The organism is Nocardioides sp. WJ219 (assembly GCF_058559815.1).
Window position 1 is genome coordinate 513,085 of sequence record NZ_JBZUJV010000002.1, and the last position, 24,531, is coordinate 537,615.

Sequence of the window (24,531 nt, forward strand, 5' to 3'; positions counted from 1 at the left end):
ACCGGTTGCCGCGGCGTCAGGCCCGGGGGTGGGCCTGCTGGTAGGCGCGACGCAACCGGTCGGCGGTGACATGGGTGTAGCGCTGCGTGGTGGCCAGGGAGGCGTGGCCGAGCAGCTCCTGGACCGACCGCAGGTCGGCGCCGCCCTCGAGCAGGTGGGTGGCCGCGGTGTGCCGCAGGCCGTGGGGCCCGATGTCGGGGGCGCCCGGCACCTCGGCGATCCGGCGGTGCACGAGGGTCCGCACCGCGCGCTGGTCGATGCGCCGTCCGCGGGTGCCGACGAAGAGCGCGGGTCCTGCCCCGTCGACCACCAGGCGGGGGCGTCCCTGCCGCACCCAGAAGTCGAGCGCGCGGGCCGCCGGGCGACCGAACGGCACGCTGCGCTCCTTGCGGCCCTTGCCGAGCACCCGGACGACGTTGCGGTCGCGATCGACGTCGTCGACGTCGAGCCCCACCAGCTCGCCGACCCGGATGCCGGTGGCGTAGAGCAGCTCGACCATCGCGATGTCGCGCAGCCCGACCGGGCTGCCGTCGTCGGCGGCCGCGACCGCCGCGGCGATCAGGTCGCTGGCCTCGTCGGCGCGCAGCACCGAGGGCAGGGTGCGGTGGGCCTTGGGCGAGCCCAGGGAGGAGCCGACGTCGGTCGGGGCGCGACCGGTGCGCGCCATCCAGGCGGTGAACACCCGGGCCGCGGTCGCCCGGCGGGCGATGGTGGTCCGGGAGCGTCCCAGGCTCTGCTGCTGGGCCAGCCAGCCGCGCAGCGCGCGCAGGTCGAGCTGGGCCGGGTCGGTGAGCCCGAGGCGTCGTGCGTGCTCGAGGATCCCGGCGACGTCGCCGAGGTAGGCGCGCACCGTGTGGGGGGCCAGGTCACGCTCGGCGACCAGGTGCCGCTCGTAGTCGGCGAGCACCCGCGCCATCGGCTCGGGCAGCAGCTCGCTGCCGGCGTCGTCGCTCACCCGGTGATCGTAGGTGCGGGTCGGCCCCTCACCCGCGACCCAGCGCGGTGAGCCGCCAGCCGCCGACGTCGCCCTCCACGAGACCTGCCTCCTCGAGCCGGGCCAGCGACCCACGCACCTCCCGCACGCCGAGACCGGCGGTGCGGGGCGATGGAGTCGGTGCCGGCGGGCGAGGCGGCCGGGACCGCGTCGAGCACCTGCCGCTGCCGCGTGGTCAGCAGGTCGCGCGCGGTGGCCGGCTCGCGGGGTGGCTCGACGATGCGCTCGCCGGCGGGCGAGACGAGCTCGAGCACGTCGGCCCCCGAGGTGACCAGGGCCATGGCACCGGTCCGGATCTGCTCGTGGACGCCGGCGGAGGAGGCGCTGGTGACCGGCCCCGGGACCCCCATCAGCGGCCGGTGGAGCCGGGCCGCCCAGTTGGCGGTGGAGTGCGCAGGGTGGTTCGCTGACCTGCGCAAACACCCCCGTAACCCGTCTGACCTGCGCAAACATCAGGTGTTGCCGGTGGTCCTGGGTGGCCTCGGGTGGACGTCTTGCGGACGCTCTGCGGACTGGGGAAACCGCTGATGCCGGGCAACGGCAGCGACCTGAGCGTCGCGCAGCGAATGTCTTTACTGCTCGAGCTGCACCAGACCGACGCGGCGTTGCCCTCCTGGTACGTGTCCGGACCTTTCGACCTGGGCGGCATCGTTCAACCCCGACCCGAACAGCCGTCGTGCTGCACGGCGTTCACCGAAGAGCAGTGCATCGGATGCGGCGCGTGGGCCTGGTGGCACGTGGAGATCTGCTCCCAACTTGAGACTGAGGCTGGCTGGCACACCTCCGCTCAAGGACTCCACTGCGGCACTTGCTGGACCACGCGGCCGGGACGGACACCGATCCCCGCGCGAGTGCGCGAGGCCGTCATCGCCCGTGACGGGATGGCCTGCACCCTCTGCGGGACAGCCGTCGTCCGTAGCCCTGTCTACCGCCCGGACCAGCTGCACCTCGATCACGTCGTGCAGCTCGCTTATGGCGGGCCGACGACGGTGGAGAACCTCCGCGTCACCTGCGCGACCCTGCGCCCGAAGGCGCAACGGCCCGGATGACGCCGATGCACACCGCGTGGTGTGCGGACCCAACGACCAGGGAGCCGAGCGGCTTTCACGTATGCGCGACGCCCGAGACGTGGACGAGCGCCGACCGCGTCGCCGCCGAGCTGGCGGCGATGCGAGAGACGACCGCCCGGATCGAGCAGCGGCTCGCAGCGCTTGAGGAGCGCGCCTGATGAGCGCCGAGCAGGTCGACCTGGATCGGTGGCCGGTCGACGAGCCGATCCCGTTCACCGTTACGAAGCCGACGCGGAGCCGGCCCATGCACTTCGCCTGGATCGCCGACCTGCGGTTCGCCGAGCCGCTCGGCATCGAGGTCCGAGCGATCTGCGGGTCGACGTGGCTCGACAGCTGCAAGGTGGGTGGCGTTGAGGACCTCGTCGACACCGTCGGCGGTCTCATGGTCGAGAGGAAGCAGCGCGACTGTCGTCGATGCGTCCGGGTTCTTGAGGCCAGGCTGCGGCGGGCAATCTGATGACTGGCCACCTGAGGCCGGCGGTCTGCCGGAGTGGTGCCCGTCGTGGTGCTCGTCAGGAACCGAGGGTCACGCCCAGGCGCTCGAGGAGATCGGGGACCTCGCGGCCGCGAGCGTGCACCTGAGCGTCGACTACGGCGGCATGCTCATGGAGGTCCGCAACCCGGTCGACGGGCGGGTGATGCGCCCGTGGAGCGGGTCCTGGAGGGTCGTCGCGCACCAAGAGGCAGCGCTGGCTCCGTCGGTGCGCCTAGAGGTCACGGGCCCGGACCGCGCGCGTGAGATCGGCGTCGGCCTGACGTCGGGCGAGGCGCGGACGCTCGCTAGGCAACTGGTGCACCTGGCGGACGGGCTCGACCTCGTCGACTGACCGCGGGCGTACAGCCTCAGCGAGCCCCGTCCGGTCGTCCCGGGCGGGGCTCGCTAGTCGCTTGGCTCGGTGTTGCGGCGCCGGCGGCGGGGACGCCGCCAGCCGGCTCGGCGCCGGTCGCGCTCGGCACGCGCCTCGGCGGCTCGGGCTTCCTCGGTGAGGCGGAGGACCTCGGGGATCCCGAGTTTGCGCGCGACGCCGCGCAGGTAGTTGCGGTGTGGGCGGTCGATCTGCATGACGTCCAGGGCACGAGTGGCCCACACCATCGACGCGACGGCGAGGTAGAGCCAGGAGTCGTGATCGATGCCCTCGGGTTCGGTGCGGAGCCTGGCGTCGCCGTCGTTGTTGAGCACGAGGTAGTGGTCGATCAGCTGGGTCGAAGGATGAGAGTAGGTCGAGAGGAGCCGGTAGAGCGTGTACGCGTGGGCGCCTCCGCTCAGTGCCTCGCAGCGGCGCTGGAAGTACCGGGCTTGGCTGCCGGCGATGGTTTCGATGTCCGCGTCGTCGAGGTGAGCGATCTTGTCGGCGCCCTCCTGGAAGACGGCGCTGGCGGTGCGGCGCATGGAGTCGGCGAGGGCTCGTCGCTGTCGGAGGTCCTCGTTGTGCAGCGCGGGAACACCCTCCCGGCTGTCCGCAGCCCAGGCCGCGGTGACGGCGCACTCGAACATCTGCCGCACGAGCGCCATCGACTCGAGGGTGATGTCACGGCGGTAAAGGTCGGCGACGACCGCGCCCAGGCGCAGCGTGTGCTGTCGGAGGCCGTAGACCATCGGCAGGTGGGCGTGGTTGACGAGCCGCTCGGTCTTGGCCTCGACGACCCGGTCCTCGTCGATGGCCATGGTCTCGAGCAGGTCGTCGGCGATGGCCAGTAACTCCGCCCTACTGAAGGTCGCCATCCGCGCAGGATAGGCGCCCTAGGCGGGCACCGTCCGGGTTGCACAGGGCGGTGTCTGGCGGCCGCGCGTTGAGGTCGTAGATGCTGTCGTTGCCGCGCGTGCGTGGAGGACAAGCGTCAGATCGCCGCCTAATGCAGCGAGATGGTCTGTCGCATCTACCGGCCCGGTCGCTCCCCACCGTGCTGCCCGCCCTCCATGGGCAGGCTCTCGGCGCGCAGGGCCGCGCCCCTGCGCCTGACCCACACGTTCAGTCCCACGACAGCGATGAGGATGGCCACCATCCCCACAGGAAACGCGATCGCGACCGGCACAGGGCTGACGATCAGCAAAAGTGGGAACGCCACCATGAACGCCATCAGGACCCCAAGCACCGCCACCAGCCGCCAGCGGTACCGGGCAAACAGGAGCCCAACTTTCTGGATCGACGATTCGCTCCGCTGCTGCCAGTCCATAGCCGCATCATGACCGACACGCGGCCGACGGGCACCTATATCCACCGCGGAGCCTAGCGAGCGACCAGGACCTGCGCCTGTGGATCCGGCGGGCTGTACGTCGGTGCTGACCTGCGGAAACAGCGATCCTGAGCGGGAGGTGTACGCCGCGGTCTGGGGACGGATGAGACGATGCCGGGCGTGACGTCGTCGTTCGGGGAGTGGGCCGAGGGATTGTGGGGGCGTGCCCGTGGCACGCTGCCCGACGGCACCGCTGCCTCCCTGGATCACATGGTCGCCGAGCGGGAGTGGCTGGTCGTGGCGCTCGAGGCGCTGTACGTCGCTAGGCGGTCGGGAATCTTGACTGCTGATGACGTCGCCGAGGCACGGCGTCACCTGGATGCCGGGCGGTTCCACAAGTTCACCGACAGCGTCCGCGACGAGCTGGATCTCCACGCGGTTGGGGCCGGCGAGCGCTACTAGCTCGGAAGGACGCGGTTGAGCTCCTCCGCGTCGGTGATGTCGAGGCATCGGCGGCACAGCTGAGCCATGACGATCGCGACGGCGATCGGGAACACGATCGGGGTCGTGTCAGCGACGAGCTCGCAGACGTCGCATCGGTCGCCTGGTATCTCGTCGAGGGCGACGGCTGCGCAATCGCGGCACAGCATCCCGCGCGAGGGAAGCCAGACCAGGAAGTCGTCGTACTCCCGGCCGCGGGCGTGCGTACAGAGCGGGAGCGTCTTGGCCAGCGCCTGCTCGGTGACGACCTGGGCGAAGTAGCGGGCGGCAAGGCTGTCAGGGTCGGTCAGCGGCGGGGTCTCGCCTCGCAGCGCGAGCTGTTCGAGGTCCCGGGCGTGCCTCGCCGCACTGTCCTGACGGCGGTCGCTCAGTGAGCGGTCGGGGTCGGAGTCCACGTGCCGAGCCTAAGAGGGTCATGCGGGGCTGTCCGCCGAGGTCAGTCGCTGCCCTGGTCGATGACCTCGACGGGGAGGGGTCGGCGGGGGTCGTGCAGCTTCTTCTCGACCGCGTTGATGGCTTTCTCGACGTCGCGCAGGGACCCGTAGTAGACGGCTGCAGAGTCTTTCCAGTCGGTCATCCGGATCACGAATTCGTTGGTCTCGACCGGGCCGTAGGGTCCGTCGCAGTCGATCGTGACCTTGTGTACGAGCGGGTGGGCTGAGTTGAGCACGTCGGGCGAGGCGCCCAGCGCCCAGTGGAAGGTCCGGGCCGGGGCGATCGAAGCGACCCCGGCTTTGAGCGTCTTGTGGATCGGGCCCATCACGAACGTGCCGATGTCCGGGAACGGCGGGTCGACCACGACCCGCACGTTGGTGGCGACGGTGGGTCCGGAGTTGCCGATCACGAACTCCAGGACCCAACCGTTGCGTGACTGGAGGCGCACGTCGGCCCAGACGTAGGGCTGGGCGCTCGACTCGGCGATCTCGCGTTGCATCCGGACGCTGGCGTCGGCGATCTCGCGTTGCAGGCGTGTCTGGCGCTGCATCTCGCGGACTTGAAGGAACACGAAGATCGCGGAGACGACTGCTGCCAGTGCCGCGACGATTGCGACGGCGATCGTCATCGAGGAGTCGGTCATCGGGTCTAGCCGGGCGCGGCGTTTCGCCTGAGAGGGATTAGGCAGTATAGCGAATCGGCCCCGACCATGTCAGGCGGCGCGGTTTGGCGGATTGGTTGAGTCGATCGGTCCAGATCTTGTCGGTGCCGCCGTCGTCGTTGAACGTCTCGAATTTGGATTCCAGGAACCATTCGATCCGGCGTGGCGTGCGTATGCACTTTGAACTGACGGAGATTGCGACGAAGTTTTCGCGCTCGTTGTACCGGTAGCTTTGAAGGGAGTCGAGCCTCCTCTTGGGCAGATCGTCGGACTGTGTCCCGCAGGGGGTGGCCAGGTAGTAGCCGTTCATGGATAGGTCGAGTTGGAACAGGGACCCCTTCTGGGTCTTTGCGTTCCGAACGCCGACCGCGAGGCCGAAGTTGCGGTCCGCCGTCAGCGTCGCGAGGTCTCGATAGTGGACCCGGATAGTCACCTTGCCTTTGGCGTACCTGATCTTGTACTTCGTCATGTCCGCTGCCGCGTGCTGACGATCGACCCAGTACCTGCATCGTTCGCCGGAGGGACAGGCGAAGGTGTAGACGTCCCCTCTGCTGTCGACGTCGGCTACCACGCCAGCTCGGGCTGGCGTCGCTGCTCCGGTCAGGGACAACAGGGCGGTGGCGAGGGCTGCGACTAGGAGCGTGTAGGTGCGCACGTCACGATGGGATCACGGAACTCCCGGCGGCACTTGTGCTTTGCGAGAACCCGAGGCCAGCGCGGACTAGCGGACGACCATGAGCGCGGCTACGAACTATCGCTAACCGCCAGCGAGCCTCGACGATCCGCGGCAGTCACGGGAAACCTAGCCGGACTGCGCCGTCGGTCAGGCCGACAAAGGCCGGCGTTGTGGGCGTCGCCGGCACGGTGACTCTCCACCGGTACTTACTGCCGCCGGGATGCGGGCCACCAATCTGAATGCACCGCTGCGGTTCGTGCGGCCCTGCTTTTTCGTGACCCAGTGGCCGTTGACCTTCGCCGCGAGGATGACCCGTCGACCGGCGGCCGGCGCGGCGGGGGCCAGCGTGTAGGTGCCAGTAGCCACCCGCCGGCGCACCCGTCATCGTCCGGGCCGAACGTAGCGACTACAACGCGGGCGCGACCTCCCGGTATCCGAGTCGAACTTCCAGCGTCCGGTGTTCCGCTCGCCCCTGTACCAGCTGCAGCCGTTCGGATCGTACTCGCTGCACTCCCAGCGCCCTGGGGTGTCGATGGTGAGACTCACCATCCAGGTGCCGGTCGGAAGCGGCCTACCATCGGCGCCGCTGAAGGTCGTCTTGCCCGCGAAGAACTCGTTAGTCCTCCGGCTCGGGGCTGTACGCGAGCCGCAGCAGCGTCCAGGGGCCGTCGAACGGCGGCTGATCCGGCATCGGGTCTCCTCGTGTTGGGCGCGTGTCCTGGCGGGCGACGCTAAGGGACCATCTAGCCAGAGGCGAGACGACGCGCGTAGGCGCGACTACCGTGCAGCAGGTGTCCGGCGACCCGGAGTTTCGCCAAGAGCTCGAACGCGTGCTGCGCCAGGTTGAGGTCGATGCTGCTGCGCTTCTCGCCGAGGCCACGGTTGCCGCTGAGGAGGAGGCCGCGCGCGAGCAAGCCCGGGACGCTGAGGACGACGAGGGCGCGGGGCCGTCCGAGGTCCTCCGGCGCGTCGACTATGTGCCTCGCGAGTCGGAGTCGAAGTACTGCAGGCGCGACCCGGCCGGCCGCCTGGAGCTACGGCTCGTCGACGCGGGCGATCGGTTGGCCCTCTGGTCGCCCCGTGAGGGTGGCGCTCTGCTGAATCCGAGGGGTCGAGGCATCGTCGCCCTTGGTCTGGCGACGTCGGTCGTTCGCGGGTCCTACTACCGCCGTTCGGCCTACTCCTGGGCAGACCTTCGACCGTGGCGCAGGGTGCTGTTGCGGCGCGAGCGATACAACCCGCACGACGCGAACGCGATCGCGGTCCTGTCGACCAGGCGTGAGGTCATCGGCTACGTGCAGAGGGGGAAGGCGCCTGCGATTGCCCGCCGGATGGACGCTGGGGAGCGGTTCGCCGCGGTGTCTATGCGGGGACCGGGCCCGGGTCAGGACGACGCCATGACGATCGTGGCGGTCGGGGAGGTCGACGACATCGCAGCGCTGTTGGACCAGCGGACTCCATAGCCACGCAGCGTCGAGGCTGCCTGGCCAGCCGCCGGCAGCGGCCGCGAGGGCGATTGTTGGAGCCGGGAGTGGGGGAACCGTACAAACCGCTGTTTGCAGTGCGTCTCTCCCGGTCACCGCCCGAGGTGACCGGGAAGGGGGCTCCCCCCTCGTGGCCGTCGAGAGCGGTTACCGCGGGCGGACGCTCGGCTACTTCGAGGGATGTCCGGACGTCGGCCAATAGCTATGCCACGGTGTGAGCTGTGAGCTTCGGGATCTTCATCTTCCTGGTCGTCGCACACGCCCTGGCGGTTTGCTGTCCGATCATGGTGCTTGTTCGAGCTGTGGATGGCGCGATAGGCGTCGGGTCCAACAAAGCAGGGGAGATCCGGATGTTCGCGGCTCGCGGCGTTCTGGGATGGGTCACCCTGTTCATCGCTAAGGGGATGGGACTCCCACTTTTCTGGGCCCCCTGACTCGTCAGCAGATGGGCTCACCGTTCGCGTGAGGGCTATCGCGTCGCTTGTCCCGTTCGGGCCAGCGGAGGGTGGCACTGACATACCTTCGGTGGCGTGGACCATCAGCAGCTGCTCGCGTGGACCCTCGACGACCTCGCAGGAAGGACCGAGGGCACGAGCGAGTACGACGCGCTTGCCGCCGCGGCGCTGCTACGCAAACTTCTACTCGACGGTCCCGGGCTAATGAACCGCGCGAATCGTACTGGCAGAGCGTTGCAGTTCGAGGTAGTCACGTCCCACCTAGAACCGACGCGCACGACCATCGACGGGTGGCCGCGTGACGTGTTCCGCGTGAACGCCTGGATTGACCGCGGGAGATTCCTGCCAGACCCCCGGCGTGGGCCGAGCGAGCTACTGAAGCTCGATAGATTTCTCAAGCACCCAGTGGCATTCGTTCGCACCTCATCTCAGGCAACGCTCGAAGATCTGACTGTGAGGGAGTTCGTCAAGTACCTAGCCAACACAGCTGGCGGCGTGCACAAGAGCGACCCGAAGTCGGGCAAGGAGGCGTTGCTGCACAACCTCACCGAGGACCTCTTCAAGACGAGAACCCCGGCCGTCGCGACGATGGTTCGCTCGGTGTCTCTAATCGTACTAAGAGCTGCCGCGCCCGTGATTCGTCACTGGTACGACGAGGTAGGGCATGTGGGCATCGTTCCGTGGGACCAGCCCGGCTGGGGCGTCATCCCGGTCGGTGACGACGAGATCGACCAAGGAGGTCTCTTGATCGTCGGCCACGACATCATGCAGTTCACCGACTTTATGGAGAACCCGGGCGCTCACCCTCGGAAGAGGCATGTGTAAGGGGCGCTTGAGTGAGGTCAGCCCGCGTCGTATGCCAGGACTCCGCTTAGGACCAGGTCGGGTTCGGACATGGGGGCCTCCCTCGTGGTGTGGGTAAGTCCGGCACGGCGCAGCGTGCCGAGCGACCTCGTATGCGGGGCACGCGGGCATGCCACAATTCACGCGTGTCGAGCGCAGTGTCTTCGGACTCAACAGCCAATCCGCCTCAGTCCGATCTGCCGGCGCCATCCGCCCCGATGTGGGTGACGATGGCTGCCCTAGCCGTGGGCTTGATCGTCGGAGCAGTGGTACTGGTTCTCGACGTCGCGGAGGACGGCCAGATCCGATCGGAGTCGGCCACGCTGGGTGAGCTCTTCCCGTCGTGGTTCGTGGCCGTGGCCGCCGTCGTGGTGCTACTTGAGCTTGTCGCCACTACGCCTCAGTGGCGCGAGGAGGAGTCGACGCGGGCGGCAAGCCTGATCAAGATCGGAGCGGACCTGCTGGCGATGGTCGGGGCGGCCTACGCCGCGTTGGTCGCAGTCACCACATCGGTCTACAGCCAAACGGAGAACGCGAGCGAGTGGTCGAAACTCGAGCAGTTCGGCACGCTCACCGTAGCGTTCTTGGTCTTGTTCTTGCTGATCGGTCTCCTGCTTGTTCGCAGGAAGACCGCCGCGCCGGCTGCACCCGGCTCTTGAGCGGCGCGACAAGCGCGCGCACCGCGTCGTTTGCATGGCCGGGCGGATGCGAAGTGCGCTGATCTCAGGACGCCAACTCGGCGCGGCCATACGGTGCTCAGATGACAGCGATGAGAGACTTGGCGAAGCACCTCGTACACCTTGAGCACCTTGTGAAGCAGGGTGACTCCGAGGTGAAGATCGAAGCCGAGGAGAGGGCTGCCCAGCACGCTTTGAGGCTGGCGATCAGCGAGCTTGGCGGGCCGTCGACCCTGCACTGATCGACGTCAGGCCGAAAAGTAGGGAAGCGAGGCCTTATGGAGAACATGTCAGTGCAGCTCAAGGACCTCGAGCTCGACTGGGACAGAGACGCAGACGAGTGGCTCCACCACTTTCGCCTGGCGGTGCCGGAGGTCGATCCAAGCCTGTCGGTACAAGAACTCTCGGCGGCGAGAACTGGATACGTTGGCCAGCTAGGGGACGCGTCAGCGCGGATCGTGATTCGCCGAGAAGGGCGGGAGTTGCCCTCCGCGCTGCTCTTGGAAGCCACCCAAGGACGGTGCCGCGCGGCTGTCACCGGGGCTCACGATGGCCTCGCAGAGACTTTGCAGCAGGCGCTCGACCTCGCATTGATGCGTCTAGGCAGCAGTGAGCAAGAGACCGTCGAGTGGACCGCCATCATCGGCCTTTCGCCAGAGGCCAACGGGCTTGCATTCCGGCTGGGCAGTCCTATCCAGTTTGGCCCGTTCGCGCTTGAGTCGAGTGCGGCAGCCATGGTGGAGCCTGCTCCGCCCCTCAGCCCCTCGCTCACTTCCGCAGGGTCGCGGCACACGGTCCCAATATTGGTGTCCGGGGTCTCAAGTGGATACTCATCCGGCGCGGCGATCAGTAGCGGTCTGGATGAGCTCGGCCGCTTGTGCGGCCTTCTCTCCGTGGTTTGGGACGTGGCAATCACCGTGCGCGAGGCACCTGCGCCCCTAGATTGGGGACGCCGCACACCACCACGGGCTGTCATTGGATTCGCGCGCTTAAGTCAGGACGAGCCGCCGCCGGTCACCGACTTCACTCCGTTGGAGGTGCCGCCCTGGGCACTGGACGCGTGGGCGCGAATCTCCTCCACAAAGCGTCTGACACGCGCGATGAGCTCGTTCCTTGAGGGCGCCTGCCTTGAGCATCGTCACCCATCGATGGCGGCGGTCGCATATACAGCTGTGATAGAGACTGCCGCCAACCGAATGTTCGCCAGTGAGCATTGCAGTTGTGGAGAGGCCACCACGGGCATCAAACGTCGATTCGAGGCCGCCTTAGCGTCGGCGCTGTCGCCGCCGGCGGCTGAGAGCCTGATCGGGTTCTATCGACTGCGTTCCGCGACCGTCCACCAGGGGTCGCTGCACGGAGGCGAGATCGGGTTCGGCGCCGACTTGCTTCTGACGATGGGGATCGACCCGGTGAAAGAGTTTCGCCGATCAACGATCGCGCTCATCCGCATGGCCGCCCGGACGCTGCTCGCAGCGGACCTCACGGATCAGCTTCCTCCTCGTCGTGCCCTGAGCCAGAGCCCATGAGCTAGAGCGATTGATTCACCGTGGGGTGGGGGTAGGCGTCGTAGATCGGGGTGACCTTGACCCACATGCGGACGATGCCGACCTTGGCGACGCTGTTGCCGATGGTCGCGGCCGACCCAGACCAGGCTGTGAGGCACCGCGTCGGTGTGGGGCAGTGGGACAGGCTACTCGTCAGCAGGATGTCGAGGTCGGTCCCCGGGATGTCGAACGGTGGGGTGGTGGCGGGGTCTTCCTGGGTGGCGCCCATGGGTCCTCCTACGGGTCGGGGTCCGGGGGTGTCGTTTGGCGGCGCGTGGTTGCCACTGGGGCTGGCCGGGTCACGCTGTTGCCCAGCGGTGTTCCTCGACTCGGTCGAGGATGGTGCGCAGACCGGGGTGCAGGCGCCGGGCACGAACTTGGTTCAGCGTGAGCCACACGGTGCCGCCGGGACCGACCTCGGCGCTGGCGGCGGTCGGTGTGAATGCGGTGACAGAGTCGGCAACGACGGTGGTGTAGGACCAGGTGCCGTGGTCTTCGACCAGTTGTCCCAGGCGTTGCGGGTGCGACATGCGCCTGCCGGTCGAGGGCGTCGAGCTCGTCGGCAAGTTCGCGCAGTAGGCGTGCGATCCGGTCTGCGTCCATACGCCGACCATGAGCGGATCGCCCCAGCCTGGGCCAATCGGGCTGGGGCAGGTTCTCTGCCTTAGGCTCGCGCGGAGCACGCCGATGGGGTCGGCCGTCTTAGTTGTCTGACAGCGATCTGGAAGAACTCCCACAGCGCGACCAGTCTCCTGATCCGGACCTAGCCGACCTTAGTCAGTTCGCGAACGCTTTCGGGCTTGAGATGGACCTGCTGCTCACGCGCGGCGGGTGCCCTGCTAGAACGGCGTCAGCTGGAATGACTACCGCCGCCTTGGCTTGGCCTTCGTCTGCAATATTGCTGCAATCACCAGATTCAGTCCGGCTGCGACAAAGGCGACGAGTAGCACGATCGCCGCACCGTCGTTGCCATCGAGTTGGGCAAGGAGCGGTGATTCTGGCACTACAAGACCCCAGCCAAACGCCGCAATGGAGACTCCCACCACTTCAGCAACGGGGGCCCGGGCACCAGGCTCAGCCTTCCCCTTATATGTCGCCCACGTTATGGCCGCACTGAGCACAACGAGCGCGGCCAGACCCGCCCACCGATATCCAAGCAGTTCATCAACCTTTTGGTTGGATTTGTCCGAGGCATCAATGAGCTCCACCGTCGCAGCCGTCAGCGCCGTGTAGGCGGCCACCATCCCGGTTGGCACCTGCTTCACGAGCAGCTGAGGAAGAGTCGCGTCCGGTTTGCCGTTGGCAGGCGTAGAGCCGGCTGGAAGTTCCCCAGCATCAGCCTTCGTTGGTTTGCGGGTGTTGCGCGCCACCGCCACTGACGTAAGCGAACCGATCGACATGGCTGAGCCTCCCGTTGGTTTAGCGAAGACTCCGTTGTACTCCGCCGCCGGCCCCGCCGTGCTCAATCAGGAAAGATTTGTCATCGGAACTCATTCGTCTCTGCCAAGACTCGTCGGCAGGAGCTGGTCGGCCGGCAAGGTGCTAATCAGCGTGACCACCACGGACAGAGCTGTTGCATTCAACAGACACAGCGGGTGCGCAGTCCGCACACTCCGTATATGCGCCAACTCCTCTCGGCCACCGCAGCCGCCGCCATCCTGTCCGTCGCCGCCGTCACCGCGATCGCGACCCCGGCCGACGCCGCCACGAAGTACAGCTCGTGCGCCAACCTCGATAAGGACGGCACGGCCTGCGAGAACTGATCACTCGATGACGAGTCCCAGTAGTCCGGGCTGGCACCCCGCACCCCACGAAACGTGGTAAGTACGGCTACTTCGTCGGCCAGACCTGGGACGACGGTGTCAGGACGTCCCACCCGGGCGGTGGGGCCACCGTCGAGCGCGACCCGCTCGACGTCTTGGCTAGCACCCGCCGGACAACGTCGACCACGACGATTGGGCTGCCTCGCCTACGGCGCCCTGCTCGCCCTCCGTTACGACCGATCCACTCGAGGTTGACGCGAGGCTCCTCAACCGTGCAGGTGGGACGGGGAAGCTTGGCCGGAACGGCCCTAGTGTCGGCGTCCAGGATGAGTTCGATGACGGCCTGCTCGTCGGCGTCCTCGACTCGCCACATCCGTACCTGCGTTGGTATGCCACGCGCAGCGCCCCCGCCTGAGGTGACCTTGTAGCCCACCTTGGTGAACGCTGCGGCGATGTCCGCCCGCTTGCTGGACGGCGTTGCTGACGTTGTAGGTCGCGCCAATCCGCAAGAATGAAGTGAACCGCCCAGGCCGCGTAGCGCGACCGGGACGGTTCATCGGGCGACTGCCCAAATCTTCAGGCGCTACACCCAGTCGTTGCAGCTGTAGGCCTGCTCTAGGGACCGGCAGCGGTTGAAGTCGGCACTGCCCCAACCACTGTCCGATCCAGGGCCGCCGTCGAGGAAGTCATCGCCATCCTCGCCAACGATGTTGTCGTTGCCGCCATCGCCGAACAGCCCGCCAGCGAAGTAGGTGGGGCCTGCCCCTTGGCAGCCGCCGTAGATCGGAGGCAGGTCATTCCCATCGCTTCCGGCCAAAAGGTCGTTTGCACCGTTGCCATGCATCGAGTCGCAGCCCAACCCGCCGTCCATTCGGTCGTTGTCGGGTTCAGGGGAGGTGTCCCATCCTTGGCCGGGTATGTAGCGATAATCCCCTTGAATGACGTCTCGGCCCTGCGCCCCGCAGAGGGTGTCGCGTCCCCCGCCTCCCATCAGTGTGTCGTCGCCCTGACCTGCGTTCATAGCATTGTCGGCTGCCCCGCCGTTGAACAGATCGTTGCCCGCGGCACCGTCGTATCGAGACTCGACCGTCACCCCCATGCAGTCAACGGCGAAGGAAGGGGCCCCGCCGCTTGGGGAGAGGGCGAGCGATCCCGCGAGGGCTACGGTGGCCAGTGCGGCCCGGCAGAACCTACTGGAGATGCCGATCATGGGGTCTGCTCCTCGGGGATGTCTTGAAAGTTGGGCACTCCGAGCACTTGATCTAGGTCTGTCCTGACTAGTTCTTGGTCGAGTTCCAGTACTCGGTTTTCGTTGATCGAGGTGCCGGCCAGCGCCACTTGGACTCGATCGCCATCTTGCCAACCAACAGCGACAACATCACTGGCTACCTCCCGCACCTGCTCGACCGTCCCGCTGTCCTTATCGAGAAGTGCTACGACCTCGCCGCGACCTTGCGCCTCCGCAGCCACCAGCAGTACGGAGCCGTCGGGCGAGAATGCGGCCTTGCTGTAGTCAAACGCCGGGGTGTCGATGCGCTGTTGCAGTTCACCGTCGAGCGAGGCGATAACGACGTCTGCGCCATCCGCGCTGTTCTCGATGTAAGCGAACCCATCGCCACTGGCGCTCCAGGTCGGCAGGACCGAGACGGCGCCACTGTCAACTAGAGTCCGCGTCTGCTTGCTCTCAATCGAATGCAGAATGATCTGCGTCGCTCCACCGTGCTGCTGTGAGTAGCCGATAGCGGAGCCGTCCGCCGTCCACGCCGGATTGCTGATCGGCAGTTCCGCTTGAACCACGTCGTCGACCTCCCCAGACAGCAGGTCCCGCACTTGAAGGACGTATTGGTCCGACTCGATATTGAAGTTTTTCGTTACGAGTGCGACCGACGTGCCATCGGGCGATAAAGTTGGCGAGTAATACTCCCGCTGGCTTCCGAAACCGACAGAAAACGGTGCGCATGCGGACGTAACCCCCTGCACCCGCTGACGGAGATCATCCTCGGCGACCGTTTCGACCACCTGGCTCACTTCAGCAGTGCAAGTTACTGCGGCAGGGGTGGTCGGGGGTGGTTCGGTGTCGGGCTGGGCAAAGTAGTCGACGCCGATTATTCCAAGCGCCGTTGCCAGGACTATCGATGGAACTGTGAGCCTGGACGCGGGAGGGGATGCCATGTGCGCTCCGATTCTGAGTGGAAGGTCTGCTGGGAACTTCACCTACGAGTCGGCGGCGGTCAACCCCACGCTTTGCCTGGACTAGACAGTTCATGACTATTCTTGACAGTTTGTCGAGGATGAGTTCTTCCAGCGCAGCGAGGCTGTTTGCTCGGGGTCCGTGCGGATTCTGCGAGCGCCACTACCCTCGGACATGGCAAGAGTTCACGCGTTCGTCACCTGCCATTCCCGCTCCTGCCGAGGTCGAGGGGCCGGGAGAAGCTCGTGCCTGCATTAAAGTCCGTAGGCTCACGCTCCTGCCAGATCTGGTTCGCCCGCGACCTTCGTCGACCTGAAGTTCGTATCAAGATTGGAACTCAATGCGAGAACTTCGAGCGCACGAGATGAAGCGGGAGACGTGACCACGTAGACCCGACGATCGAACACGCCCAGTGATAGCACCGCGCGATCGGCACCGATGTCGTAGGTACCCAAGGAGGTCCCGGTTCGCACGCTAACGGCCTCCAAAGTGTTCAAAGAGGGACGGTAGACCACCAGTTCATCAGACCCGTCGGCCCAGTCCAAGAGTGCAATATGCGCCAACGCGTCTGGCCGGGCGACCTCGTCTGACGAGAAGTTGTAGATCGCACCCGACGTACCGTTCTCTACGAAGGCCAACTGCTTCGAATCTGGGGACCAGACTGCGTCGGTCTGCGGAGCGTCCCCGGGCACTATTGCGCCAGAGACGCCCGAAGAGATGTCGAGAACCTCGATTCTCGGAGCGCCGTCGACCTCGGCCCAGTATGCGATTCGGGTGCCGTCGGGAGACCAGGACACGTCTCCGATCGCTCTCGCGCGTGCCACTGTTCGATCCGCATCAGCCTTAAGATCCCGGACGACGAGCTCAGCCTCCGACTCTCCGCTCTTAGACAACGCCACGTAGGCGACAGACCCGCTGTCGGGAGAGAGCGTCGCGTGTGCGGCTTCAGTCTGTGTCCGTAGCGGGCGAACGGAGCAATCCTGATCGAGGACGCCGACGGCGTGTACGGGGTCTTCGCCGCTCGACTGCAGATCTACGGCGACCGGCGGGCACTTTGCGACGGTTCCATCGCCGGCAGTAGCGACCTCCAGCGTCGGGTCCGTGCTAGATGACTGCGTCATCAGGTACGAAGTAACTCCTAGTCCCAGTCCAAGGGCTGAGCACACCAACCCTGCGGTCGCGACCCTGGTGCGCCGCCGCCGGCTCCTCCCAGCGGTCGAAATCTGACCGATGGGCATAGGCCCCGGGGTTACTAGGCTCGCGGCCCGGTGCAGCACTTCCGACGCTTCGCGCTCCATCTCAAACGAGCTATCCACTAGGATCCCTCCCGTTGCTTGAATCTTCGCAAGTCAGCGAGTGCTCGCGAAGTCCGACTCTTGACGGTCCCTGTCGGGACTTTGAGGATTTCTGCTGTCTCTGCTTCGGTGAACTGCAGGAAGAAGCGAAGAATGAGGACCGCCCGCTTCTCCTCAGTCAATCCGGCCAGCAGGTCATGTGGATTAACTTGGTGCGTGTATGACCCGGGGTCGAGGTCCGCGTCGACTGTCACACGCTGATTCCTCTTGAGGTTCTTGCGGGCTGAGTTCAGAACCACGGTATGGACGTATCCGATCGGATTGTCCATCTTCGTAATCCGGGACCAACGCGCGTTGCACACGATCAGTCCGTCCTGCACAGCGTCCTCCGCCGACCCGACGTCGAGGCCCAGCAGACAACAAGCCCGCACTAGTCGATCCCAGTGAGCGGCGACGAAGCCATCGAAGTCGAGCGCAGTCGGGACGCGAGTCCGCGCACTGGTTCGGTCTACTCGCGATTCATCCATGACTTCCACAGACCTATAAGGCACTCAGGGGGCCGATCGGTTCCACTGTCCCAGCAAGCCGTCCAGGGTCAGCCTGTCGCCGTCGACCCAGCGCCGTGGATGATGTGGCCTTTCCACGCCTCAGTGCCGCGGCGACACTGAATGAGCAGGCCGGGCTCGCTGCCGCTGGGGGTGGTGACGTAGACGTGCTCAGCGACCGGGCGCATATCAGGTGTTTGCAGGTCGGCGGTGGTGTGGGTGCGCTCGCCGAGAGGCTTGCCGGGTCCGTTGCTCGTGCCGCCGACCATGGAACGAGCGTAGGACCGTGCACCGACCTCGACCGACTCAGGTGCGCATTCCAGGCTGTGCCGAAGTAGGCCGCTGACATACTGTCGACATGCAAGGCTGGGCTGCCACGGCGACTACCAATCCACTGCTCGTCCCGCTGGTTGCGGCAGTCGCACTTCTCATTGGCACCCTTCTGACGGGGGCCTTCCGACTACTCGGTGACCGTGTCGCCCGGTTGTCAGAAGCACAGCGCACCGCGTTGCACGATCTCCAGGACGCATGCCTGCAGTTGCGTACAGCGCTGCAGCGATACGGCAACGCGTTGCCTCGACCAACTGCAGACATAACCAACGATGTAGATCGCGCCGAAGGACTCTTCGACGTCATGGTGAACCGAGTCGACTACGCCGACTTGCGCGAGCACGCCAGAGCATGGCGGCTTCTCGCTCGCCGCGCGTGGCTCCGCGACCTCACGGTCCCACTTAGTCGCGAGAAGGTGGCCTGGGACCGGGTCAACTACTTCGCTGGCGACGCTCTGCGCGAACTGGACGGCTCGTACTTCAGGCTGAGGCGACCGCGAGGATCTGCAGGCGCTCCGACACCTGGTGCTCCACCGCCGACGACCTGAGGTCAGACGTAACATCCTCAGGCGCTCCGAGCACGAGTAAGGCGCTAGCCCCGCCGTCGACAAGGAGCGCCAACACGAACTCGTCGGCCGCAGATGGACTGACGGCCAGCACCTGCGTGGCGTCTAGCTCAACTTGGCGGCCCCGAACCTCACCCAGTTCGGCGACGAGCTCACGGGCGGTGGGACGGCTGCCAACCAACCTCGGAAGTTCAAGCTTCGGGTTGATCTGCTGGCTCATTGCGCCTCCCCCTACATCGTCGCACCGGTCACGTCAAGGCTAGGCTATATAGCCCCTCGACACTAGGTGTAACTGGCGAGCGTGTCGAGTGATTCCGCGAGCGGCATCGTGGCCTGGAGCAGGGTACCCGTCAGGGCATGGGCTCCTCCTACCGACACCGTTGCCCCCGCAACGCCGCGCGAGATCAGCGCGTGAGGCCCACTAGCCAAGTACAACTCGCCACCCGCTCGGTTAACGACCTTCCGCGTCCCAAGGATGCCTTTGCCGCGCCCCGGCTTGCCCGTTCGGGACACTCCGGACGTGAAGAGCCGATGCATCACGTCGAGCTCGGTATCGAACGACAGAGCGCTTAGGGGTTCGAGGATCCCGAGGCCAGAGTCGCCGATCGCAAAGCTGACCGTGTTGGCTCCTTCGACCGTAACGGCCGCGATATACCCAGCCGTCGCCTGAGCATGCTCGTCGACATTGACGCCGATCTCGCAGATGCCATTGTGGATAGCCACTGCGGTCTTGGACTCCCCCAACTGACTCTGAACCAACTCGCCCAGTGACTCAGGGGCGTTCTTATCAAAGCGCCTGAGCTCGATCAGGCGACCTCGTTGGTCTCGGACGCCTACATCGGGAAGGTCGTGCCACCCTCCGAAGTCTTCGACCAGCCAGTCGAGATTCATGCGGGCGAGATAGCCGCCGCGCTCCTGCTTGCGTGGCGCCTCCAGCCGCGGAACCCGTCCAATCCGAGCCTGGCTCTCAACGAAGGTGGCTAGCGAGACAAGTCCCGCTGGTTCAAGCCAGTTCAAGGCGCGCAGATTGATGACGCAGACATCACTGGTTGGGTCACCAGCCCGCAGGCATCCATGTATGGCCGACGCTCGCAACTGGTAGGGGGCGACGAAGTCCAACGGCACCGTCACCTGTGCGCTCCCTTATCTGGCCTCACCTCAGTCTTGTGGCGACTCGCAGGTTAACCAATGAGGGGTCGTCATCGGAGTATTGGCACAGGCGACTCGCCCAGACCGCGCAACTAGTCTCAGGCTGAGACGAGAGCGCACTTGAGGAGGCACGGAAGCGTGCGTGGCAAGAACGACGCCTGCGTGCCGGCACGTGAGGCTGCGGCGGCGCTCGGCGTCGGTATCGGCCACATCCGGTGGCTGGTCGAGCGCGGGCGCCTAGCCGCTGAGCTGCGCGGTGGCAAGCGGTGGGTCCGGCGCGACTCCCTCGAACGCCTCGTCCAGGTCCGAGCCGACGAGTCCGAGGCGTGGGTGACCTACGAGGAGGCGGCGAAGGTCGCCGGGGTGTCGCGGCACACGGTCTGGCGCGCAATCCAGGCCGGCCACCTAGCGCCCCGTGAGCAGCTGGGCACGACGTTGCCGTCGCTGTCGCGCGCTGAGGTCGAGGCGTGGGCCACTGCCCGGATGCGGCGCGAGCGCGAGCTGCGGCGGCGGGTGGCCGCTCGGACTGCGCGGTCGACGGGCTCGGATCCGCCGAACGATGGGCACGTGTGGCTGAATCCGACGACGGCGGCGTTGGTGCTGGGGATGTCGCCCACGGGGGTGCGGTACCGGGTCGCGCGGGGGCTGCTGCCGCACGTGAAACGGGGGAACCGGCTGTGGCTGCGTCGTGACCACGTCGAGCAGGCCGCGGCCGCGCGAGCGCTCCGCGGGGGATGAGGGTCAGTCGACGCGCATGACGTAGAGCAGCAGAGCCCCGGCGGGCTGGGTGTCGATCGCGGCCTGGTAGGCCTCGTCGTAGGTCGGCCGGTCGAAGGTCTCGCGGACGGCGGCCTCGTCGGCGTCGCCGCGGCGCCGGTAGCAGGCGAGAAGCTTCACGAGCACTAGCGTGCCACTCAGGTACGACAGACACCCACCGGAGCGGCGGCGAGCGGTGCAGTTGGCTGTTCGAGCTCGAGTCGGATCCGCAGCTCCAGGATAAGGTTCTTACCGTGCATCACGCATGCATCCAGACACTCGGCGAGACGCTAGAGCTGTCCGCCATCCGTGCCCGTTTCCTCGTCGCCGTATGTTCCGTCGTCTCGGCGGGAGGGCGCTGATGGGAGTGTGAACTCAGCGTAGTCGCCGTTGTCGTCGAGGTACCTCACCAGTGGAGGGGTCCCCCCAAGCCACCTCACCCCGGTCTCTGCTTGTGCTGCGGTCCAGGCCCGGGTGGCAACAGTCGAAAGGGCCCATTGCACGCGCTCGTTCACGTCCATGTCGAGTACGCCAGTGATGTTCCCCTCGGCGTCACCCGTGAGGTGTAGATCGAATGTTCGTAGTGCGTCTTCGTCGACTACCTCGACCTCGAACTCCATCCATAGCCTCTTGTACTTGCCCTGGGGCTGCGGCGGGAAGACGGGTTCGCTCATCGCTACAGCGTAGAGCCGCCACCGCCATTTCGGCAGCAGGCCGGTACATCGGAGCCGCCGCATCTGAAGCGGCCATGTCCGGATAGCGCATAGAACCGCCCCCACCCAGCCCGTGCTTGGGCTGGGCGGGGGCGGTGTGAAGGAAGCCGGCGCGGTTGTCTCTCCTGCCGGACTCCGTCTCGGGAGCCTCGGACGCTACGCCGGGGGTCAGCTGTTGTCGAGGGTCTCGGCGTCGACGAGTGACGGGCCGGTGCCGCCGGTGACGGCGTCGGACCCGATGCTGGTCAGCAGCGAATGACGCCGGCCATGCCGGCGGCCGAGCCGAGGGCAACCCAGCTGGTCTCGAGGAGGCCGGTGCCATCGGCGACGAGCAGCGCGGCCGCGGTCTGTGCGGTGGTCTTGTGGCTCGCTCGGCGGCGGCCTTCCAGAACTTCTTGGTCCAGATGCTCACGCTGTCTCCCTGATGTTGAGGTGCTTGACGACGTCCCAGAAGGGGGCTTCGAGGTCGACCTGGGTCCGAGCCACTGGTGCCTTGGCGGGGCAGCGGTAGCCGCACCAGCGGCAGTGGAATACGCCGTGCCGCTTCATCCGGGCACCTCGCTGGAGCGCTCGATCGCGGCGGCCTCGAAGTACGCGCGGCGTCGGGTGCCGCGGTCCTGGGGGTCGACGCCGGCGACGGCGGCGACGTAGTGGGCGAACGCGTCGGGGTCGACGTCGTAGCGGCCGGACAGCTCGGCGATGCGAACCCAGTACGTGACGCTTTGGACGACGAACACGAGGGTCACGACCACGCCGACGTGGTCAGCGCCCTTCGGCACCAGGTCGGGGTCGACGGTGTCGGGGTCCTCGAACCGCGACCGGTAGCCGTGCCCGCGGGCGATGAAGTCGATGCAACGGCGAGGCCGGCTGCGGGCGTCGTGGGTGCCGGGCGGGTTGGGTACGCCGTCCCACATGAGGTCGAAGGTGGTGAGGCGCTCGACGTGCTCGACCCAGGCGTGGTCGAGGTGGACGTTGCCGTCGCCGGCGAGGATGTGGAGCCATTTGGGGTGGCGGCGGGCCTCGCGTCGGGCCCGGTCGCCGGTCTTGGTGAGCCCGCTGCGGTGGGTGTCGACCTTGGCGGCGGTGTCGCGGTCGCCGCGGCGGTAGGTGGTGCCGTCCTGTACGCCGGAGGCGAGGTGGACCAGGATCCAGCGCAGGTCGATACCGGAGGCGAGGTGGCGGGTGAGGAACAGGCCGAGCCACAGGTCGCGCCACCACTCGCGGGGGTTCTTGTAGACCCAGGTCGCGCGGCGGGACCGGCCTGCCCGGCGGTGGCGCAACACGCCGCGGCGCACGAACGCGGCGTACTCCCCACTCGGGAGGGCGCGGCGGCCGGCGAAGGCAGGGACGAGGGCGCGGCGGACCGCGCGGTACTGGCGGCGCCTGTACTGCTCGGTGACCAGGACGACGTCGACCGGCGGTTCGGGGTCGCGCCGGCGGTCGGCGGCCACGGTCACTTCACCGCGCCGGACCTGATGAGCAGCGTCTTGAGCGCGCGGCGCACAGACCAGCCGCGGAACCGCTCGTCGCCGCCGGGGTCGTTGATGTTGAGACCACCATCCCGGCGCCGACCAGGTGTCGTTCGGCGACTGCCTCGCCGTAGGCGCCGAGCGCCTGCTTGCTCTGTGCCGTTGTCGTCATCTGCTGACCTCCTGGGGCCAGCGTCAGGGGTGGCGGCGACAACCCGCCCCGGTCCCGGCGGGACCTGTGGACGATCGGGGTGGACGCCCAGCCTGTGGACGACTCCGGGACGTTTCCACAGCGGTCAGCCCGGGCGGGCGGCCCTCAGCCGACCAGCCGCGGAGGTCCACCGCAGGAGGGCCGGGCCACGCTGTACAGGTCGGCGCCGGCGCCGGAGAGGCCCAGCAGCGGCAGCAGCACGCCCAGCGCGTCGTTGACCGAGCCGACGACCTCGTCGTTCACGGCTCGGACCAGGCCGGTGAGCACTCCTTCGATCGTGGCCCCGACCACGGGGATCGCACCGAGGTCGGAGAGCCCGTAGTCCCCGAGCACCCGCTCGACCGGCGCCCACGCGGCGAACGGCCCCGACTTCCTCTCGTACCGTGCCACCAGGCGGATCGTCCCCGACGTGACGTCGTCCGAGAGCGCGACGTCGCCGAGGGACACGGGCTGCGGGGCGGCCGGCACCGACACCGGCTCGCCACCGGTCCGCACGTTCTGCGGCACCTCGAGCGACGCCACGTCCGAGCTCGTCGTCCCCGAGGAGTCGGCACCGAGGTCGATATCGAGGTCGAGGTCGACCCCGAGCTGGAAGTCCCGGTACTTCGGGTACAGCAGCGGGTCGAGCAGCGGGTCGAGCAGGTCGCCGAGTAGGCCCAGGTCGAGGACCGTGTTGATCAGGTCGACGACGCCGTTGGTGGCCGTGCCGCCGATGACGACGGACCCGTTGACCGAGACCGGCAGGTCGAGGGTGACGCCGAGCAGCCCCGAGGTGACGTCGACGGAGTAGGTGTCCGGGTCGGCGAGCGTCCCCTCCCCGCAGTGCTCGATCCCGGCCAGGACGCCGCGGGCGTTGCCGACGCCGCCGGACAACGTCGCCGGGCCGACGACGGCCGCGATCGAGCCGGACGTCACACCGGGGAGGCTCGCCGGGAGCACGGGCAGCTCGGTCGGCCCGAGCGAGAGCCCGACCTCCACCTGGGACTGGCGGGCCGTCGCGCTCTCCGTGTTCGGCCGGCCGCACGCCCGCCGCAGGCCCTGGGTGGCGGTGAGCGTGAGGTCGGCGGACCCGAGGCCCGGCACGTCGACGGGCACGACGACGTCGACGAAGTTCTCCTCGTTGGCCAGCGCGAGGGACGCTCCGACCAGCTCGAGCACGTTGAAGGCGGCCGACAGCGCGGCGGCGTCGCCGGCATCGAGGCTGACGACATCGGGGACGACGACGCTCCCGTCGAGGTCGAGACCGGAGCCCGCCGCCACCAGGTCGTTCAGGGCTGCCAGCGCGAGAGCGGTCTCGGCGTCCCCGTTCTCGTCGTCGTGCTGCAGCGCCCAGATCGTGGCCTCGACCAGGTCCCCGATCCGGACGCCGCTCGGATCGAGCAGGGCGTCGGTCGACCCGATCGACGGTGCGGCCGCGACGTCAGCCAGGGAGACGTCGACCCCGGCAAGCGCCTGGTAGCTCGCGAGCGAGAGGGTGGTGCCGAGCCCCAGCCACGTCGAGAGCGGACCCGCGATCGAGTCCCCCAGGTCCAGCGCCGCGGCGAAGGACCCCATCTCGAAGCACGCCGAGTCCTGGGCCTGCTGGCTCACGGCCGACCTGGTCGCACGGCCGCTGTCGGCGATGCCGAAGGCGAAGTCGACCTCGGTGCTGGCCGCCACCTGCACGGCGGTCGGGACCTCACCTCCGGACATCTCCTGGAAGTCGCCGGCGTCGTCGACGTACCCCAGGACCGGGATGACCGAGGGTGTCGCGCCGATGGTGCCGCCGTTGCGGTCCCGGCTCTGCTCAGCGAGGGTCTGGACGGTCGGAGCCTGGGTCTCGAGCTCGTCGACCGTCCGCGTGCCCAGCTCCCGGGCGAGATCGAGGGCGACGACGTCGGCCAGCGACTGCATGTCGGTGCGGGCGACCCGCTGCATGCCGAGGTCGACGGTGAGCGCCGCGACGCCGAGCAGGACCAGGCTCAGCAGGCCGGCGAGCAGCGCCGTCGCGCCCCTGTCGTCGCGGCGCCTCTGCCGGGTCGTGGCCACG

Annotated in this window: 34 protein-coding genes; 13 read left to right on the forward strand and 21 right to left on the reverse strand. The window is 67.3% G+C overall.

The features are described from left to right. Positions 1-16: 16 nt before the first annotated feature. Positions 17-916 carry a tyrosine recombinase XerC gene (locus tag AC4MBH_RS06515; protein WP_491794133.1) on the reverse strand — a complete coding sequence of 300 codons (900 nt, stop codon included), beginning with the start codon at positions 914-916 and terminating at the stop codon, positions 17-19. Positions 917-1,479: 563 nt separating this feature from the next. Here AC4MBH_RS06515 and AC4MBH_RS06520 point away from each other — a divergent pair. The 4 genes from AC4MBH_RS06520 (at position 1,480) to AC4MBH_RS06535 (ending at position 2,891) form a co-directional block, all read left to right on the forward strand. Then, on the forward strand, positions 1,480-2,043 hold the full coding sequence (locus tag AC4MBH_RS06520; protein WP_491793636.1) for an HNH endonuclease: 564 nt from the start codon (positions 1,480-1,482) through the stop codon (positions 2,041-2,043). After that, complete coding sequence (locus AC4MBH_RS06525) at positions 2,040-2,222, forward strand: hypothetical protein (protein ID WP_491793638.1); 183 nt, start codon at positions 2,040-2,042, stop codon at positions 2,220-2,222. The genes AC4MBH_RS06520 and AC4MBH_RS06525 overlap by 4 nt, the downstream gene beginning before the upstream one ends. After that, positions 2,222-2,521, forward strand: a complete 300-nt coding sequence (locus tag AC4MBH_RS06530; RefSeq protein ID WP_491793640.1) for a hypothetical protein — start codon at positions 2,222-2,224, stop codon at positions 2,519-2,521. The genes AC4MBH_RS06525 and AC4MBH_RS06530 overlap by 1 nt, the downstream gene beginning before the upstream one ends. Positions 2,522-2,636: 115 nt before the next feature. Then, positions 2,637-2,891 (forward strand): hypothetical protein, encoded by a 255-nt coding sequence (locus tag AC4MBH_RS06535; RefSeq protein WP_491793641.1) that lies wholly within the window; start codon positions 2,637-2,639, stop codon positions 2,889-2,891. Between the two features lie 53 nt (positions 2,892-2,944). Here AC4MBH_RS06535 and AC4MBH_RS06540 read toward each other — a convergent pair whose 3' ends face one another. Beyond that, positions 2,945-3,787: a DUF5677 domain-containing protein gene (locus AC4MBH_RS06540; protein ID WP_491793643.1), complete on the reverse strand. Its 843-nt coding sequence runs from the start codon at positions 3,785-3,787 to the stop codon at positions 2,945-2,947. Between the two features lie 155 nt (positions 3,788-3,942). Beyond that, on the reverse strand, positions 3,943-4,239 hold the full coding sequence (locus AC4MBH_RS06545; protein ID WP_491793645.1) for a hypothetical protein: 297 nt from the start codon (positions 4,237-4,239) through the stop codon (positions 3,943-3,945). A 180-nt stretch (positions 4,240-4,419) separates the two neighbouring features. On the opposite strand from AC4MBH_RS06545, the gene AC4MBH_RS06550 reads away from it, so the two are divergent. Further along, positions 4,420-4,701, forward strand: a complete 282-nt coding sequence (locus tag AC4MBH_RS06550) for a hypothetical protein (RefSeq protein WP_491793646.1) — start codon at positions 4,420-4,422, stop codon at positions 4,699-4,701. On the opposite strand, the gene AC4MBH_RS06555 is transcribed toward AC4MBH_RS06550, so the two are convergent. The 3 genes from AC4MBH_RS06555 to AC4MBH_RS06565 are packed head-to-tail and all read right to left on the reverse strand — an operon-like array spanning position 4,698 to position 6,491. After that, positions 4,698-5,135 carry a hypothetical protein gene (locus tag AC4MBH_RS06555; protein WP_491793648.1) on the reverse strand — a complete coding sequence of 146 codons (438 nt, stop codon included), beginning with the start codon at positions 5,133-5,135 and terminating at the stop codon, positions 4,698-4,700. The two genes, AC4MBH_RS06550 and AC4MBH_RS06555, sit on opposite strands and share 4 nt — an antisense overlap. A 41-nt stretch (positions 5,136-5,176) precedes the next feature. After that, positions 5,177-5,818, reverse strand: coding sequence for a DUF8453 domain-containing protein (locus AC4MBH_RS06560; RefSeq protein ID WP_491793650.1), 642 nt, complete (start codon positions 5,816-5,818; stop codon positions 5,177-5,179). Positions 5,819-5,855: 37 nt separating this feature from the next. Then, the gene (locus AC4MBH_RS06565; protein WP_491793652.1) at positions 5,856-6,491 is read right to left on the reverse strand and encodes a hypothetical protein; all 636 of its coding nucleotides are present in this window, start codon (positions 6,489-6,491) and stop codon (positions 5,856-5,858) included. An 812-nt stretch (positions 6,492-7,303) separates the two neighbouring features. Here AC4MBH_RS06565 and AC4MBH_RS06570 point away from each other — a divergent pair. The 6 genes from AC4MBH_RS06570 to AC4MBH_RS06595 all read left to right on the forward strand — a co-directional run bounded on the left by AC4MBH_RS06570 (position 7,304) and on the right by AC4MBH_RS06595 (position 11,497). After that, positions 7,304-7,975, forward strand: coding sequence for an HIRAN domain-containing protein (locus tag AC4MBH_RS06570; protein ID WP_491793654.1), 672 nt, complete (start codon positions 7,304-7,306; stop codon positions 7,973-7,975). A 242-nt stretch (positions 7,976-8,217) separates the two neighbouring features. Further along, positions 8,218-8,430, forward strand: coding sequence for a hypothetical protein (locus tag AC4MBH_RS06575; RefSeq protein WP_491793655.1), 213 nt, complete (start codon positions 8,218-8,220; stop codon positions 8,428-8,430). 96 nt (positions 8,431-8,526) lie between these two features. After that, a complete protein-coding gene (locus AC4MBH_RS06580) occupies positions 8,527-9,276 on the forward strand; it encodes a hypothetical protein (protein ID WP_491793656.1) in 750 nt (249 codons plus the stop codon). A gap of 164 nt (positions 9,277-9,440) precedes the next feature. Beyond that, positions 9,441-9,953 (forward strand): hypothetical protein, encoded by a 513-nt coding sequence (locus tag AC4MBH_RS06585; RefSeq protein WP_491793658.1) that lies wholly within the window; start codon positions 9,441-9,443, stop codon positions 9,951-9,953. Between the two features lie 101 nt (positions 9,954-10,054). Then, positions 10,055-10,213: a hypothetical protein gene (locus tag AC4MBH_RS06590; RefSeq protein WP_491793659.1), complete on the forward strand. Its 159-nt coding sequence runs from the start codon at positions 10,055-10,057 to the stop codon at positions 10,211-10,213. Between the two features lie 51 nt (positions 10,214-10,264). After that, positions 10,265-11,497: a hypothetical protein gene (locus AC4MBH_RS06595; RefSeq protein WP_491793660.1), complete on the forward strand. Its 1,233-nt coding sequence runs from the start codon at positions 10,265-10,267 to the stop codon at positions 11,495-11,497. A 1-nt stretch (position 11,498) separates the two neighbouring features. Here AC4MBH_RS06595 and AC4MBH_RS06600 read toward each other — a convergent pair whose 3' ends face one another. From AC4MBH_RS06600 to AC4MBH_RS06610, 3 genes are all read right to left on the reverse strand, one after another. Next, positions 11,499-11,744, reverse strand: a complete 246-nt coding sequence (locus AC4MBH_RS06600) for a hypothetical protein (RefSeq protein ID WP_491793662.1) — start codon at positions 11,742-11,744, stop codon at positions 11,499-11,501. Positions 11,745-11,814: 70 nt separating this feature from the next. After that, positions 11,815-12,129, reverse strand: coding sequence for an NUDIX hydrolase (locus AC4MBH_RS06605; protein WP_491793664.1), 315 nt, complete (start codon positions 12,127-12,129; stop codon positions 11,815-11,817). Positions 12,130-12,378: 249 nt separating this feature from the next. Then, positions 12,379-12,915, reverse strand: coding sequence for a hypothetical protein (locus AC4MBH_RS06610; protein WP_491793666.1), 537 nt, complete (start codon positions 12,913-12,915; stop codon positions 12,379-12,381). 219 nt (positions 12,916-13,134) lie between these two features. Here AC4MBH_RS06610 and AC4MBH_RS06615 point away from each other — a divergent pair, with 219 nt between their 5' ends. Further along, entirely contained in the window at positions 13,135-13,278 is a 144-nt protein-coding gene (locus tag AC4MBH_RS06615) for a hypothetical protein (protein WP_491793668.1), read from the forward strand. A gap of 583 nt (positions 13,279-13,861) precedes the next feature. Here AC4MBH_RS06615 and AC4MBH_RS06620 read toward each other — a convergent pair. The 7 genes from AC4MBH_RS06620 to AC4MBH_RS06650 form a co-directional block, all read right to left on the reverse strand. Next, complete coding sequence (locus AC4MBH_RS06620; protein ID WP_491793669.1) at positions 13,862-14,488, reverse strand: calcium-binding protein; 627 nt, start codon at positions 14,486-14,488, stop codon at positions 13,862-13,864. Further along, entirely contained in the window at positions 14,485-15,306 is an 822-nt protein-coding gene (locus tag AC4MBH_RS06625) for a TolB family protein (RefSeq protein ID WP_491793671.1), read from the reverse strand. Before AC4MBH_RS06625 ends, AC4MBH_RS06620 begins: the two co-directional genes overlap by 4 nt. Positions 15,307-15,738: 432 nt before the next feature. Continuing rightward, positions 15,739-16,590, reverse strand: coding sequence for a TolB family protein (locus tag AC4MBH_RS06630; RefSeq protein ID WP_491793673.1), 852 nt, complete (start codon positions 16,588-16,590; stop codon positions 15,739-15,741). Between the two features lie 194 nt (positions 16,591-16,784). Next, positions 16,785-17,291, reverse strand: a complete 507-nt coding sequence (locus AC4MBH_RS06635; protein ID WP_491794135.1) for a sigma factor-like helix-turn-helix DNA-binding protein — start codon at positions 17,289-17,291, stop codon at positions 16,785-16,787. A 68-nt stretch (positions 17,292-17,359) separates the two neighbouring features. Continuing rightward, positions 17,360-17,578 carry a hypothetical protein gene (locus tag AC4MBH_RS06640; protein ID WP_491793675.1) on the reverse strand — a complete coding sequence of 73 codons (219 nt, stop codon included), beginning with the start codon at positions 17,576-17,578 and terminating at the stop codon, positions 17,360-17,362. Positions 17,579-18,118: 540 nt separating this feature from the next. Next, positions 18,119-18,424: a hypothetical protein gene (locus tag AC4MBH_RS06645; RefSeq protein WP_491793677.1), complete on the reverse strand. Its 306-nt coding sequence runs from the start codon at positions 18,422-18,424 to the stop codon at positions 18,119-18,121. 62 nt (positions 18,425-18,486) lie between these two features. After that, positions 18,487-19,335 carry an ATP-binding protein gene (locus tag AC4MBH_RS06650; protein ID WP_491793679.1) on the reverse strand — a complete coding sequence of 283 codons (849 nt, stop codon included), beginning with the start codon at positions 19,333-19,335 and terminating at the stop codon, positions 18,487-18,489. Between the two features lie 156 nt (positions 19,336-19,491). Here AC4MBH_RS06650 and AC4MBH_RS06655 point away from each other — a divergent pair, with 156 nt between their 5' ends. Then, positions 19,492-20,091: a hypothetical protein gene (locus AC4MBH_RS06655; protein ID WP_491793680.1), complete on the forward strand. Its 600-nt coding sequence runs from the start codon at positions 19,492-19,494 to the stop codon at positions 20,089-20,091. 3 nt (positions 20,092-20,094) lie between these two features. Here AC4MBH_RS06655 and AC4MBH_RS06660 read toward each other — a convergent pair whose 3' ends face one another. From AC4MBH_RS06660 to AC4MBH_RS06680, 5 genes are all read right to left on the reverse strand, one after another. Then, entirely contained in the window at positions 20,095-20,250 is a 156-nt protein-coding gene (locus AC4MBH_RS06660; protein WP_491793682.1) for a hypothetical protein, read from the reverse strand. A 149-nt stretch (positions 20,251-20,399) separates the two neighbouring features. Then, complete coding sequence (locus AC4MBH_RS06665; RefSeq protein ID WP_491793684.1) at positions 20,400-20,783, reverse strand: hypothetical protein; 384 nt, start codon at positions 20,781-20,783, stop codon at positions 20,400-20,402. 284 nt (positions 20,784-21,067) lie between these two features. Then, positions 21,068-21,226, reverse strand: coding sequence for a holin (locus AC4MBH_RS06670; RefSeq protein WP_491794137.1), 159 nt, complete (start codon positions 21,224-21,226; stop codon positions 21,068-21,070). A gap of 141 nt (positions 21,227-21,367) precedes the next feature. Next, on the reverse strand, positions 21,368-22,273 hold the full coding sequence (locus AC4MBH_RS06675) for a hypothetical protein (RefSeq protein ID WP_491793686.1): 906 nt from the start codon (positions 22,271-22,273) through the stop codon (positions 21,368-21,370). Positions 22,274-22,607: 334 nt separating this feature from the next. Beyond that, positions 22,608-24,530, reverse strand: coding sequence for a pilus assembly protein TadG-related protein (locus AC4MBH_RS06680; RefSeq protein WP_491793688.1), 1,923 nt, complete (start codon positions 24,528-24,530; stop codon positions 22,608-22,610). Position 24,531 lies beyond the last annotated feature (1 nt).